Source organism: Teredinibacter franksiae, from assembly GCF_014218805.1.
In the GTDB taxonomy this organism is placed as follows: Bacteria; Pseudomonadota; Gammaproteobacteria; order Pseudomonadales; family Cellvibrionaceae; genus Teredinibacter; species Teredinibacter franksiae.
In genome coordinates, this window is sequence record NZ_JACJUV010000001.1 from 1230242 (window position 1) to 1244499 (window position 14258).

At 47.1% G+C, this 14258-nt stretch carries 13 protein-coding genes; 2 read left to right on the top strand and 11 right to left on the bottom strand.

The annotated features are described in order from the left end of the window. Positions 1-9: 9 nt before the first annotated feature. Both H5336_RS04875 and H5336_RS04880 read right to left on the bottom strand, forming a co-directional pair. Positions 10-2172 carry a putative bifunctional diguanylate cyclase/phosphodiesterase gene (locus tag H5336_RS04875; RefSeq protein ID WP_246439032.1) on the bottom strand — a complete coding sequence of 721 codons (2163 nt, stop codon included), beginning with the start codon at positions 2170-2172 and terminating at the stop codon, positions 10-12. A gap of 178 nt (positions 2173-2350) precedes the next feature. Then, positions 2351-3193 carry an ion transporter gene (locus H5336_RS04880; RefSeq protein WP_185231946.1) on the bottom strand — a complete coding sequence of 281 codons (843 nt, stop codon included), beginning with the start codon at positions 3191-3193 and terminating at the stop codon, positions 2351-2353. Positions 3194-3286: 93 nt separating this feature from the next. Here H5336_RS04880 and yciH point away from each other — a divergent pair, with 93 nt between their 5' ends. Beyond that, positions 3287-3607 carry a stress response translation initiation inhibitor YciH gene (yciH, locus tag H5336_RS04885; protein WP_185231948.1) on the top strand — a complete coding sequence of 107 codons (321 nt, stop codon included), beginning with the start codon at positions 3287-3289 and terminating at the stop codon, positions 3605-3607. A gap of 104 nt (positions 3608-3711) precedes the next feature. Beyond that, complete coding sequence (locus tag H5336_RS04890; protein ID WP_221627981.1) at positions 3712-4242, top strand: energy transducer TonB; 531 nt, start codon at positions 3712-3714, stop codon at positions 4240-4242. Between the two features lie 60 nt (positions 4243-4302). Here H5336_RS04890 and H5336_RS04895 read toward each other — a convergent pair whose 3' ends face one another. From H5336_RS04895 to rseP, 9 genes are all read right to left on the bottom strand, one after another. Then, a complete protein-coding gene (locus H5336_RS04895; protein ID WP_221627982.1) occupies positions 4303-4863 on the bottom strand; it encodes a PilZ domain-containing protein in 561 nt (186 codons plus the stop codon). 587 nt (positions 4864-5450) lie between these two features. Beyond that, positions 5451-6041 (bottom strand): ribonuclease HII, encoded by a 591-nt coding sequence (rnhB, locus tag H5336_RS04900; protein ID WP_185231950.1) that lies wholly within the window; start codon positions 6039-6041, stop codon positions 5451-5453. Beyond that, positions 6028-7227, bottom strand: coding sequence for a lipid-A-disaccharide synthase (gene lpxB, locus H5336_RS04905; protein WP_185231953.1), 1200 nt, complete (start codon positions 7225-7227; stop codon positions 6028-6030). The genes rnhB and lpxB overlap by 14 nt, the downstream gene beginning before the upstream one ends. Beyond that, the gene (lpxA, locus tag H5336_RS04910; protein ID WP_185231955.1) at positions 7227-8009 is read right to left on the bottom strand and encodes an acyl-ACP--UDP-N-acetylglucosamine O-acyltransferase; all 783 of its coding nucleotides are present in this window, start codon (positions 8007-8009) and stop codon (positions 7227-7229) included. Before lpxA ends, lpxB begins: the two co-directional genes overlap by 1 nt. A gap of 38 nt (positions 8010-8047) precedes the next feature. Next, positions 8048-8488 (bottom strand): 3-hydroxyacyl-ACP dehydratase FabZ, encoded by a 441-nt coding sequence (fabZ, locus tag H5336_RS04915; RefSeq protein WP_185231957.1) that lies wholly within the window; start codon positions 8486-8488, stop codon positions 8048-8050. Between the two features lie 83 nt (positions 8489-8571). Next, positions 8572-9594, bottom strand: a complete 1023-nt coding sequence (lpxD, locus tag H5336_RS04920) for a UDP-3-O-(3-hydroxymyristoyl)glucosamine N-acyltransferase (RefSeq protein WP_185231959.1) — start codon at positions 9592-9594, stop codon at positions 8572-8574. A 46-nt stretch (positions 9595-9640) separates the two neighbouring features. Continuing rightward, positions 9641-10147 carry an OmpH/Skp family outer membrane protein gene (locus H5336_RS04925; RefSeq protein WP_185231961.1) on the bottom strand — a complete coding sequence of 169 codons (507 nt, stop codon included), beginning with the start codon at positions 10145-10147 and terminating at the stop codon, positions 9641-9643. 21 nt (positions 10148-10168) lie between these two features. After that, positions 10169-12814, bottom strand: a complete 2646-nt coding sequence (gene bamA, locus H5336_RS04930; protein WP_185231963.1) for an outer membrane protein assembly factor BamA — start codon at positions 12812-12814, stop codon at positions 10169-10171. A gap of 54 nt (positions 12815-12868) precedes the next feature. Then, complete coding sequence (gene rseP / locus H5336_RS04935) at positions 12869-14248, bottom strand: RIP metalloprotease RseP (RefSeq protein ID WP_221627984.1); 1380 nt, start codon at positions 14246-14248, stop codon at positions 12869-12871. Positions 14249-14258 lie beyond the last annotated feature (10 nt).

The following is a 14258-nucleotide window of genomic DNA, read 5'->3' on the forward strand; positions in this document are numbered from 1 at the left end:
AGGAGAAAACTAAAAAGCCCATTGGCTGGACCCCAACCATTGACTAGCGACTTCTATACTCATCGGTTTGGCAATAAAAAACCCCTGCACACTGTCGCAATCATATAGATGAAGCCGCTGATATACATCATCCGTCTCAACGCCTTCCGCGACCACTTTTATACCCAGGTTGTGTGCCAAGTTTATAGTGGAATTTACAATAATTTCATCCTGCTCATCGTCGAGCATACCCAACACAAAAGACTTATCAATTTTTAATGTTTCCACAGGCAGCCTTTTCAGGTAGGCGAGGGAAGAATAACCCGTGCCGAAATCATCAACAGAAAACACGACACCCAGCTCCGCCACTTCCTCCATCACTTGCTTCGCCTTTTTAGGGTCTACCAATAGAACCGATTCGGTAATTTCCATTTCCACATGCTTTCCGGACAACTGATACCGTTCTAATAGCTTCTTCACTTCACTTGGTAATCGATCATCCGTCACATTTCTCGCTGACAAATTTATTGCGATGGTGATGTCATAACCCTGGTTCCGCCATATAGCACACTGCTTGATAGCGTTTTCCATCACCCAACAGGTCATCGGGTACATCATATTCGACTTTTCGGCAATGGGAATAAATTCCCCTGGCGGCACCATACCCACCACAGGATGATTCCAGCGCAGCAATGCTTCAAAGCCGTAGACCTTGTGGCTTTTCATGTCAATTTTTGGCTGAAAATGTAACATTAAACCCTCCTCTCTCACCGCACGACGCAGTGCTCCCACTAGCTCTAGTCGAGTTGGAGAATGGGGGTCGAACTCAGGGTCGTATACAGACACGCCTTTTAGAGCGCTCTTCGCGTGGTACATGGCAACATCGGCGTATCGCATTAAAGTACTTAGATCTTGCGCTTGGGTTGGGTAAATGGAGATACCAATACTGGCACTGACTTCCGAACGAATATTTTCAATATCAAAAGGCTCGGTCAAACAATCGAGGAAACGGTGCCCCATCACAACAGCTTGGTGACTATTACGAATACGCGGCAAAAATATCGCAAATTCATCGCCGCCCAGCCGGGCCACCATGCCGTCCATTTCCGACAATTCAGCCTCCAAGCGCGGCCCCAATTGTTGCAACACAGAGTCGCCAGCCCGGTGCCCAAGGGTATCGTTTATTTCCTTAAAACGATCCAAATCAATCAGCAGTAAGGCCATCAGCCGGTTCTGCCCGGGGAGGTTTTGTAACGTATTTTCAACGGTGGAATAGAGTAAAGTACGGTTGGGCAAGCGGGTTAGTGAATCGTGATTGGCAAGGTACTCCATATGATCAAGGTTGCGCTTTTGTGAGCTAATGTCGCGGGTAATCCCCCAAGCCCGCGTTAGAAAACCATTTTCAACAATACCGATAGCTGTAGTTTGCATGGTTTTCGGCGAGTCCAGGCTGCCTCCTTGTCGAGTAAACTCACTGTCATCCAGCTTGTAGCCCTGCTCAACAAAGGTACTCACATGTTTCCTTCCGGACAAAGAGCCGCTGCGATGCAGCGGGATGCCAATCACTTCGTCTGCGTTTGCTGCATCAAAAAGAGCAGCCAAAGTATCATTGCATTCAGCCAATAGTGCGCGCTGAAGAATCTGCTTAACCTGGGTGTCGATACCCAGGCGCGTATCCACCGGTGGGCACAAATCATAGCGCCATATCGCATCAGCGCTATTGAATATAAAAGCCTTGTACCGGGCCTCACTTTCCCGAAGCGCTCGTTCAGCTTCAACATCCGCTGTAATATCCAGAATCACCAATATTACGCCAACGACCTGATTCTCAGTATCCGATACCGGTAACTTATCAACGCTAAACCAACACTCAACCCCGTGCTCAAACGTCCTCTCCCGCACGGCCCTGGAGGGAACGCCAGTTCGAGCCACCTGCATCAGTTCACGCTGCGTTTCATTTGGGTCCGCCCAGTGCTGGATAAGCTCGAGGAAGCCCTTTCCCTTAACTTCAGCGAACGGGTGTTTTTGGCACGCCTTTCGATTGGTAAAAGAAATAACCCCCCAGCGGTCCAGGTAGTAGATCGCCGCACTCATATTGTTAAGTATACTGACCAGTTCGGCTTGCCTAGTGGGATCAAATTGCCGAAAACCAGCAATATCCAAAAGTAAATGACTCTTCGGGGGGTTAACCAAACGTACACCCTTTAATTCATACCGTTAATTGCTCTTCAAAAGCGGCAACTAGACGCAAATCGAATGAGAGACCAAATAGAGTATAGAACAGGAAAGAATGGCGGCAGATTCCTCTTACATTGAAACATTCTTTAAGCTGGCACTAATGTACTTTTAAACGAAGAAAGGCCACCTCCAATCAATCGGCATTTGTGCTGCCAAGCTGACACCCGCAGTGGCGGCAAAAAATCGCATCGGTTTCGTGCCCAGAAACGGAACACCCCCCGCATACCAAAGACTTCCGCACACGCTGCATTTCCTGCGCAAGCTCTGCTGTAAAGATACCCGTAGGCACAGCCAAAATAGAATAGCCCGTTAACATCGCCGCCGAGGCAATGATTCGCCCTAGCCCTGTATGCGGTGTGATATCGCCATAACCGACCGTAGTGATAGTCACAATCGTCCAATAGATACTTGTGGGAATACTGCTAAAACCATGTTCTGGCCCCTCCACGAGGTACATCATCGAACCGAAAATTGTCGCTAAAACAAGAACCGACATGAAAAATACCAATATTTTTCGCCGAGACATCAGCATCGCTCGCATTAAAATATTCGCTTCCGACCAATAGCGGATCAGCTTCAAAATGCGGAAAATACGTAGCACTCGCAACAACCGAATAACCAGAAGATAGTTGGCCCCGGCAATAAAAAGGCTTAGATAGCTGGGCAACACCGATATAAAATCCACCACACCGTAAAAGCTGAAAATGTAGCGGAACGGCTTGGGGGAACAGTAGATCCTCACCATATATTCCAGCGTAAATACAAGAGTAAAAGCCCATTCGGTTACATACAGGTAGTTCTGCCACTGCTCGGAAAAACCAGCCATGGAATCGAACATTAACGCGAGAACACTGAGCAGTATCAGGAAAATAACCACAATGTCGAAGCGTTTACCTAGCGGGGTATCCGTACCAAAAATAACTTCGTAGAGCTTTGCCTGTAAATCAGACGGGGTAAAGGGCGAATTGGCAACCATAGCGCTTCCTTTTTTCGCCAGAGTATACCCTTCCGGCCGTAAAAATAACTACGTAAGTTATAATCCACACCTTTATGGTCATGGGTTCACAACATGAAAAACAGCAAACTGGTCTATTCAACCGATGGTGGGCGAATCAAAGAAGGCGCGACCAAAACCGCGCCAGCTCAAACCGATGGCATTATTCGTATCCGCCGAGAAACCAAAGGTCGCAAAGGCAAGGGCGTTACCACCCTCAGCGGCTTCGAACTCGAAGAAAAGCCGTTAAAAGATCTCGCCAAAAAACTCAAGCAAATCTGTGGAACCGGCGGATCAGTAAAGGGTGGGGTAATTGAAATTCAAGGAGATCATCGCGAAAAGCTTGTAGAACAATTAACAAAGCTGGGGCATAACACCAAACTAGCCGGCGGTTAAGCCAAGCAATGCCGCCAGTCTGGTTTATTTCTTGCTGAGACTCTTAAACACGCCCGTTATGGGCCAGTTTTGTCAAAAACTTGACGACAAAGGGTTCCAGCATTATGACTTCCGATATTTGGCTTATTCTCGACAGCATACTTAAAATTGGCCTCGGCGCGCTTGTTGCGACTGCCTGCTTTTGGCTGGGTAAACGCTGGCGAGAGGAAACCCCCTTTGATCTGTCCCCTAAGAGCAAACGTATTGGCCTACTAGAGCAGATATCCTCAGATGTTGGCCACGTAAATCACAGTTTTGCTAAGTACTCCTCCCTGGTCATTGAATCGACTCGCTTTGGTAAGCGCTGGCCTCCGGCTAGAAAACAGGAACTTGAGCGCGTAAATTCAGAATTAGTAAAAGAATTCGAGCGTCTCTCGTCTGCAGAAGCGCGCTTACTGATGCTAGGGGAAAAAAATATGGAGAAAACCCTACGCTTGTATGCGGCTAGAATCGCACTCTTCCGCAAGCAGGTTTATGTGGGCAGACAGGATATCAGTGAACAGGAAATTGCCGACCTGAAAATATCGATAATGCAATTAAGGGAACAGTTTTACGACATTCTCAGCCGTCGATACGACAAACTTTTGGCGGCTTAACAAGTAAAATTTGGCGTTAAGCTTTCTTTTAAACAGCAAGGAATAACACTAAAAGAATACTCAGGCGGGAAATTCCGCAGCGTATTTTGCTACCCACTCTTCCGCGGCCTCTTCACTACTCAAGTGTCGCCCCTCTTCTTGGCGCACCAAAGTTCTGTAGTGTTCGATATGGCAAACCTGCTCAACCATACGCACGCTAAATTGTGTTGAGGGTTCATTAAACTGTACGCCAACAGCGAAATGGTCTCCTTCTGGCCTGCACCAAGCAACAACACCGTCTGCTTCATAGGGTGGGTTTTCAATAGCAATCTCTATATGAATTTGTGTTCCTTTGCGTACCGGGCAATCAGCGCTGAAACACAAACCTCCATGACTAACATCGCGCAAGTGATCGGATGCAAAAAAGTTTTTTTCCAACTCTACGATGGTTTTTTTTTGGATTCTTCCCAAGCAATAATTGATAGGAATATCTGAAGGGTGTCGAATAAACTGGCGCATAAGGGAATCATCATCATAAAACCAGTGGCTCCAGTAATTGAACCATCCCATCCATGAGCCGATGAAAGTGTTTACAACCGGATTTGCATCACCGAAGTGTCTATTTTCAATTTTAACTGTCATTGCTGCCTCGCATTGAAAGCCAGATACCACATCAACCTTACATCAACTTGCTGAAACTCAGCTGAACACACCCAGTTTGGCATCAAATTAATATAGGAGCTTCCATTTCCGTTTATACACGCATCTTTCATTCCAGCTTTCAATTTTAGACACGTTATTCCTTAGCAAGGTTGTACGAATACCCGACAAACAAACGCAACTCACGGCTCTGTAGGGCAAAATACCCTACAGATACGTCTTACTCACACACTGAAAAACCTAAAGTGATTCCCCGCTTCTCAAAAATCACATGCGTATGCAGCGATTAGCGGCACGTCCATACGCCGAACTTCAACTCGACATAATGAATAGCGCTGAGTTAAATACGCCCGGTGACAGAAACCTCTACACGCAAACATTTCACTAGCACGATGAAGAAGTAACGGCCACAAAGTCCATTACTTAAGGTATAGCTGATAAATAACAGCCAAAAGCAAGCTTATAGTGTAATTGACTATTTTGATGCCACGAAAAGACAAACGGCGCGTCTATAAAAGCAAACTGCACGACGGAACAGGGATGATATACACAATAGAAATTTAAAAAGACTAAAACAGCGCCTGCTGCTCTATAAGAGTTTTGACAGGCCCAAACGTTTTCCGATGGATAATGGTTGGACCCATCAGTTTTAAAGCCGCAATATGGGCTTTAGTTGGGTAGCCCTTATGCTTTGCCAAACCATAACCGGGGTATCTGGCATCAAGTTCAAGCATTTCACGATCACGGGTCACTTTTGCTACAATCGATGCGGCGCTGATCTCCTCTATAAGACTATCTCCTTGCACCACAGCCTCGGCAGAATACTGCCACACCGGTAATCGATTACCATCAACAAACACATGATGCGGCTGAAGTGACAGCGACTCCACTGCGCGCTTCATCGCCAACATGCTAGCATGAAGAATGTTAAGTTCGTCAATTTCTTCGACATTCGCGCGCGCAATCGACCAACTCTTGCTGCGCTCGCAAATCTGCTCATATAATTGCTCACGCTTTTTTTCCGAAAGCTTTTTTGAGTCGGCCAATCCTACAATTCCATGATCTGCCCCAAGTACCACCGCAGCCGCAACCACGTCACCAGCCAAAGGCCCACGCCCCACTTCATCCACACCCGCAATAATAGTATTAGGCTTTGCCATGGATATCTCTCCTTTGCACCAATAGCTCACAAATAGCATCGGCGGCCGCCGCATCGGCATTCCGCCGCAAAGACAAATGAATATCGCGGTAACTAGCTTGCAATTGATTTACGTACCCTACGTCTTGAAGCATCTGACCTAGCGCCTTAGCAATATTTTCTGGCGTGGCCTCGTCTTGCAATAATTCAGGAACCAGCTGCTTGCCCGCCAATAAATTGGGCAACCCAACAAAAGGGCTTCGTACCAACCGGCGAAGAATTTGCCACGAAAGCCAAGCCATTTTATAGGCAATAACCATTGGTTTTTTCAGTAGCAGCGCTTCGAGAGTGGTTGTACCAGAAGCCATAAGTACCACATCGGCCGCGGCCATTACAGCATGGGAATTTTGCAAAACTACTTTTAACGGTAACTCAGGAAAATCCTGCGTGAGTAACTGAATTTGCTCCAAACGCTTTTCATTCGCTGCAGCCACTACGAACTGGATATTCGGCAGGACTTCTGTGCAGAGTGTAGCCGCTTCGAAAAATACTCTACCAAGATGCTTAACTTCTGCCCCCCGACTACCCGGTAAAAGGGCCACTACTTTCTGTTGGGGTGAAATAGATAAACCCAGCTGATTACGCGCATCCTGTTGGTTGGGCTCTAGCGCAATATCGTCAGCCAGCGTATGACCTACACAAGTGACACGAACCTCGTGGTCGCGGTAAAAGTTTTCCTCAAACGGGAAAAGCGTTAACATCAAGTCCACAGCGCGTTCGATCTTTTTTACCCGCCCCTGGCGCCAAGCCCATACGGACGGGCTAACATAGTGCGCCGTCGGGACACCAGCAGCACGAATACTTTGCTCCAGCGATAAGTTAAAATCCGGGGCATCAATACCAATAAAAATATCGGGAGGGTTGGCAATAAAATGCTTACGCAGCTGCTTTCTTATTGAGAGGAGTTCTGGCAAACGTTTTAACGGTTCCACCAGGCCCATAACCGCCAAGCGCTCCATATTAAACAATGACCGAAATTCCAGAGCCTCCATTCGCGGACCACCGATACCCTCAAACTCACATTGTGGAAACCGGCGCTTTAATTCGGCAACTAGGCCTGCACCCAAGATATCACCCGAGGCTTCGCCTACAACAATACCCACACGCTTGATTTTTAGCGGGGGTATCGAATTACCTTGTTCACTCATTAGCGAACAATTCCCCGCTTGGAGGATTTAAGGGAGTCGAGTAAGGGCGTAAGAACGGCCGTGTTGGAACTCAAGGAACCCAACTCTTCAATCGCCTTCTCCAGCGTTAGCCCACGGCGATAAATAATTTTGAAGGCTTTGCTCAACATTGAAATTTCTTCTCGGCTAAAACCGCGTCGTTTCAAACCTTCCATATTAATGCTGCGAGCAGCTGCAGGAGCACCTGCAACCGTCATGTAGGCAGGAATGTCTTTACCTACCGCACTGCCCATACCGGTAAAACAATGCTCACCCAGATGACAAAACTGATGTACCAGAGTAAATCCACTGAGAATAGCCCAATCACCAACAATAACGTGCCCGGCCAGCGCAGCATTATTAACCAAAATACAGTGATTACCGACAACACTGTCATGACCAATATGGACATAAGCCATTAGCAGGTTATCATTGCCTATTACCGTCTCACCACGATCTTGAATGGTTCCACGGTGCAATGTCGCGCCCTCTCGAATAACATTGTTGTCGCCAATGATTAAACGAGTAATCTCACCCTGATATTTTAGATCTGGCGTATCCTCACCAACAGAAGAAAACTGATAAATTTTATTGTTTTTACCAATATGTGTTGGCCCTTTTATCACCACATGGGAGGCCACAACGGTGCCCTCCTCGATCACAACATCTGGCCCAATGGTTGTCCATGGACCAACCTCAACACCGGGTGCTATATCGGCTTTCGGGTCAACAATTGCCTGTGAGTGAATCTTGGTTTCGGCCATATTAAAGTTCGCAGCAATAATTTAGAGGGGTATAGGCATTATGCCACAGCGCGGTCGGCACACATTATGATAGCGCTGGTTACTAGGTGACCGTCAACCTTGGCTAAACATTCAAACTTCCATATACCTCGTTTCACCGAAACAATCTTAGCCTCAAAAAACACTCGGTCGCCCGGAATTACCGGCCGCTTAAAACGCACTTTATCAACGCCCGCATAAAGGTATATCGAGCCTTCGTCTGGCGTTTTATTCATAGTTTTAAAACCAAGCACTCCACACGCTTGGGCCATGGCTTCAAGTAAAAGGACGCCGGGAAACACGGGGTAATTTGGAAAGTGACCCTGAAAAACTTCCTCGTTAATTGAAACGTTTTTATAAGCGACAATGGATTCCCCCTCCACCAACTCGGTAACCCGATCAATGAATAAAAACGGATAACGATGTGGTAGGTATTTACGAATTTCCTGGATATCTAGCATATATGGGTCCTCAATGCTTACAGCACCTCCCACTTAAGAGAAAGGCGATTATTTAGTCAATACAGTTAAAACGAAGAAAGGCGTTATTTTACAGCTTTCTCAAGATTTTTAAGGCGGGTGGCAATATCGTCCAGCTGTGTGTAACGCACAGAGTTACGACGCCATTTTTTTACATTCTGAACCGGGAGTATGGATGCGTAAGCTCCAGGTTCAGAGATACCTTTGGTAACGATAGTGCCACCATGAAAATAGGTGTTATCGGCAATTTCGATATGACCGTTAATTGCAACAGCACCCGCAATCTGGCAGTTTTTACCGATAGTGGTACTACCCGCAATACCAACACACCCCGCAATTGCCGTACCTTGGCCAATATGCACGCCGTGGGCTATATGAACCAAGTTGTCGATAATGACCCCGTCTTCTATCACCGTATCAGTTAGCGCGCCCCGATCAATAGAAGTATTGGAACCAATCTCAACCCGGTTACCAATTTGGACGCCGGCTATCTGATGAATTTTAACCCAGCCATCTTTGGAGGGGGCAAAACCAAAACCATCGGAGCCCAACACCGTGCCACTGTGGACAACCACCTGATGGCCAATGGAAACGCCCGCGTAGACAGTGACGTTTGCGTGCAATACACAGTCATCACCAATAACGCTGGTATCACCAATGACACACCCGGCTGAAATTTCTGAATTGGCTCCCACCTGTGTATTTTCACCAATGACAACACCGGCACCAATGCGAGCAGATTTAGAGATATTCGCCGTTTTGGCCACAACAGCCGTTGGGTGAATACCCTCGGCTAGCCGTTGTCGAGGGTCAAACAAATGACTGAGCTGCGCATAGGCCATATAAGGGTCTTCAACCAGCAACTTGTTGCCATCAAAAAGCGTTTGCTGGGCTGGCTTAAGCACCAAAATCCCGGCTTCACATTCGGGCAAATATTTTTCGAACTTTTCCTGGGCGAGGAACGTCAAATGCAGCGGCTGCGCCTGCTCAAGAGTAGCAATTGCACTAACCGTTGCATCTACATCACCTGAAAACTCACACTGTAAAAATTCAGCGAGCTGTTGTAGCGAATATTGCTGCGCGGCCACTGACGTTCTCCTTGCCAATTCCAAAATACTAAAAAGCTATTATTAGTTACTTAGCCTTGTCGAGACCTTCAACAACTTTTGCGGTGATATCGAGCGAAGGTTGAACGAGATATACGGACTGAGGGCGTAAAATAATATCGATGCCGTCTTCTTTCATAATGCTATCCAAAACACCTTTCAGCTTGGGTTCCAACTCGTCAGCCAATTTTTTCATAACAGCTGCGTTTTCCGCTTGAATTTTTTTAACCGCCAATTGCAAATCGGCTTGGACATACTCCATTTTTTTACGGTGTGCAGCACCCTGCTCTTGTGACCAAGTCATACCCTTAGTTTCGGACTCTTTAGCTAGCGCTTTTAAATCGGCCTGCAGGCTTTCGATTTGCGCCGTCATCTTGGCGTACTCAGCATTAGCTTTTAGTTGCTCTACCGTTTGAGCCGCCAGCTTGGTACCCATCATCGCACTTTCGTGATTAAAAATAGCAATCTTTCCTGCAAAAGCCAGATTGGCAGTGGCCATAAGTGCCACAACTGCAAGTAATTTTTTAATAGTCATAATTTTTTCTCTCGTTAAGAATTAAAAACCGGTACCGAATGAGAACTGAAATGCCTCTGTTTGATCATTCTCATTTCTATGCAGGGGAACCGAATAACTGAATGTCATAGGGCCAAAGCCCGAAATCCAAGTAAAACCAATACCTGCGGAGGAACTGAGGTGCTCTGTTCCAAATTCGTGACAATTTAACTGCTCAAAATCATCTGGTCGGCAATAACCGGAAAATGCATTACCGGCATCAACGAAGGTAACCAACTGCATAGAACGTGTATCTTCAATGAATGGAATGGGCAGAATAATTTCGGCACTGAACTCAGAAATAATGTTGCCTCCAATTGAGCGTAGGTAGGCTTGGGTTGCACTGGACATAATCTTACCGGGCTCACAGCGTTGTAAACCACCGCTAACAGATCCCTGCCACGTTGGGTCCTCACACACTACATAACTCGGCACTAATCCGCTCAGCTCGACAGGCTGAACTTGTCCGTCGCGGTTTAAATCTGTCCAACCGGTTGGCTCTGAAGTTGTAGAGTAAGCCCAAGGGGGGGAACCACGTGGACCCAATGTCGAGCGCTCAAACCCGCGCACAGAACCAAAACCACCCGCGTAATAATTCTCGAAGAATGGAAGCTCATCCATATCACCGTAGCCATCGCCATAACCTAGCTTGGTTCTTAAACGTAGGGTGAACGCCCTAGTAAGAGGAAAAAATATCTGACCGGTGTAGGTAAGTTTGTAGTACTCCATTTCACTGCCCGGTACCGTGGCCTCAAAAAAGGCACGCTGTGAACTTCCCCGTGTAGCGAGAATACCGCGGTTTAGGGTAACCCGGCTCCAATTGAACGACATGGTGGCACTACTGAATTCGTCACCATAGCGATCGATAAAACCAGGAACAGTTTCCTGAATTTGGTCATCTGTCAGAGCATAGGTCGGAATAGAAAACTCGACTGGCTGGCTGGAATCAAAGGGTACGTTGTCTGACTGCAAGATATAATTCATCGAAGTAAAGTCATCAAGCTTCGGGCTACTGATAATCTCCTGCGGCGCATAGCTGCCGGTACGTAATTTTTGGTTGATAAAGCCCACACCAAAACCAACGCGCGAAATTTCAGAAATGGGGTAACCGAAATTAACGTCAACCCCATAGGCATCAGTACTATAGCTAGATACATTAATCCGCGAATAGTCACGTGTCCGATAATAAGCGCTGAAACCGCGACTTACGCCATCTGGCGTAAAGTATGGGTCCTGATAGCTGTAGTTGTAGAGGGTTTGGTAATTGTTTTTGTTAACGCCAAAACTAACCTGCTTACCCGTACCCAACCAATTGTTTTGCTGCACACTCACGCCAAGGTTAAGGCCAGTGGTTTGGGCATACCCAACGCTGGCCTGAATGGTCCCAGAAGCTTGCTCCTCTACGTTGTAGTCAACATCGATTAAATCGTCGGTGCCGGGAACATCGGTTGTCTCAACCTGTATTTCTTTAAAGTAACCAAGGCGCTCCAATCGAACCTTTGACTGTTCAATACGCGAGTTGGAGGCTGATGCACCTTCCAGCTGGCGCATTTCGCGGCGCAGTACTTCATCACTGGTTTTAGTATTACCGCGGAAATTGATACGGCGCACATAAACGCGCTGACCGGGATCGACAAAAAACGTAACATCAACAGTATGATCTTCTTCGTTTTTAGCGGGTATACCGTCTACTTTGGCATTGGTGTAACCCGAGTTACCCATCATGGTAGTGACATATTCCGAGGTATCGGTCATGTCTTTCTGAGAAAAAATTTCTCCGTCTCGCAGCAACACCACTCGTCGTAAACGGCTCTCGGGAATAATAGGGTCGCCGGCAATATCAATAGATTTAACCCGGTACACCTCACCCTCTTTAACGTTCAGTGTGATAAATACCTGTGTTTTGTCGGGGCTGATGGATACCTGACTAGACAGCACTTCGAAGTCTAAGTAACCACGATTCAGGTAATACGATTCCAACGTTTCAATATCACCGGTAAGTTTTTCTTTTGCGTATTGATCACTGCTGGTGAAGAAGGAGTTCCACTCAGAGGTCGTTAGCTCAAAAAAGCTGAACAGTTCTTTATCAGAAAAGACTTTATTGCCAACAATATTCAGGTGCTTGATACGTGCAGACTTGCCTTCATCAACCTGAATATCGATAGTCACCATATTGTTGGGTTCATCGCTTACTTCAGCTTCAACGGATGCACCGTAGCGTGCCCGCGAAACATATTGGCGCTCCAGCTCTCGGGTTATGCCCTGAAGTAAATCCTGCTGCAGGATTTCACCCTCACGCATATCGTTCTCTTCCATAACTTCAGTGAGCTGCTCAGTTTTAATCGCCTTATTACCATCGATATTGATCGATTTAATCGAGGGGCGCTCCTTCAGCACAATAATAAGTACATTACCTTCCCGGGCTATTTGAATGCCTGAGAAAAAGCCCGTAGCAAATAGGGACCGAATGGTTTCTCGAATGCCCTCTCGGTCAATCACCTCACCAACTTGCACCGGCAGCGCGGCAAACACCGGACTTGCCGAAACTCTCTGCAAACCTTCAAGGCGAATGTCGTCAACTCGGAAACTTTGAGCCAAACTGGGTGCTGCTATAACAAGCAGCACAAAAAGAACCAAAAATCGTTTCATACTCGTTGGGAAACTCAAAAAAATATCTTCTTATTTGTTATGAATATTGCGGCTCTAAAAGCGCAGTATGTCGTTATATAGAGCGATCACTGTTAAACCCAGTAACATCGCCACCCCCACCTGAAAACCCATTATCTGTATCTTTTCAGAAACAGGACTGCCTTTAACCCACTCGATCAAGCCATACAGTATGTGACCACCGTCAAGCACGGGGATCGGCAAAAGATTAAACACTCCGAGAAGAACACTGATATAAGCGAGCACATTCACGAAGGTCCAAATTCCGGCCTCCGCCGAATGGGCGACAACTTTAGCAATGCCGATGGGCCCACTCAAGTTCTTGGGTGAGATTTCGCCCAAAATAAGCTTCTTCAGTGACAAGAACACCATCGAGACAACATCACCGACCTCGTGTACCGCCTTAGTGAACCCGTCAATCGGCCCATAAGTGTGTTTTCGTACCATGCCTTCAGGCCAAGTACCCTGCTTCCAGGCAATACCCATAAGCACTTTTTCGCCCTGGGGTACTGCCATTTTTCTGGGGGTAACCACCAGCGTGAGAAATTCTTGATCGCCGTCGGCTGTTTGGCGCTCAACCAATACCTCTAGCGGCTGCCCTTCCCGCTGCGCGGTATACCCCGACCACTGTTGGCCTGAATCTTTGACTTCACCGTCGATGGAAACAATTCTGTCTCCTACCTTCAGGCCGCTCTCTGCTGCCGGTGAGCCCGGGTACACATGGCCAATATTGAGAGAACTGGGAGGCATGTAAAAACTAAGACCTAAACCACTGATCACGTCCGGTGCTTCAACACTGCGCAACCAGTTGTCTAGGGTAGCCTGAGACTCGTATACCAATGCCTCTCCGGGGTATTTCACCGTAAAGGTGATCTCGCCAGTCTCCCCCAAGCGAGAAATCAAATAAAGTTCTAGCGCACGGCGAGTTGGTGTTGAGTGTCCATCAACGGCAACAATTTCCTGCCCAGATTCCAAACGCGCAAATTCAGCAATGGAGCCCTGCTCAACGTCGCCAATCACTGGCGACACACTAAAGCTTCCTTGTACCGTGGCCAACAGCCAATAAAGCAATACAGCCAAAATCAGATTGGCTAACGGCCCCGCCAGCGCTATAGCAATTCGTTGCCAAGGCGGCTTCTGGGTAAAGGCGTAGGGCAGATCTTCCGGAGACACTTCGCCTTCACGCTCGTCGACCATCTTGACGTAGCCTCCAAGAGGAATGGTCGACACTGTAAATTCAGTTCCATATTTGTCGTGCCAGCCAAATAATCGGCGACCAAAACCAATAGAAAAGCGCAGCACTTTAACACCACAGCGGCGGGCAACGTAAAAATGGCCAAATTCATGAATACCCACCAACAAGGTTATGGCTATTAAAATGGCTATTGTATTGGTGACAAATTCGAAAACCGTCAAACTCTACTTC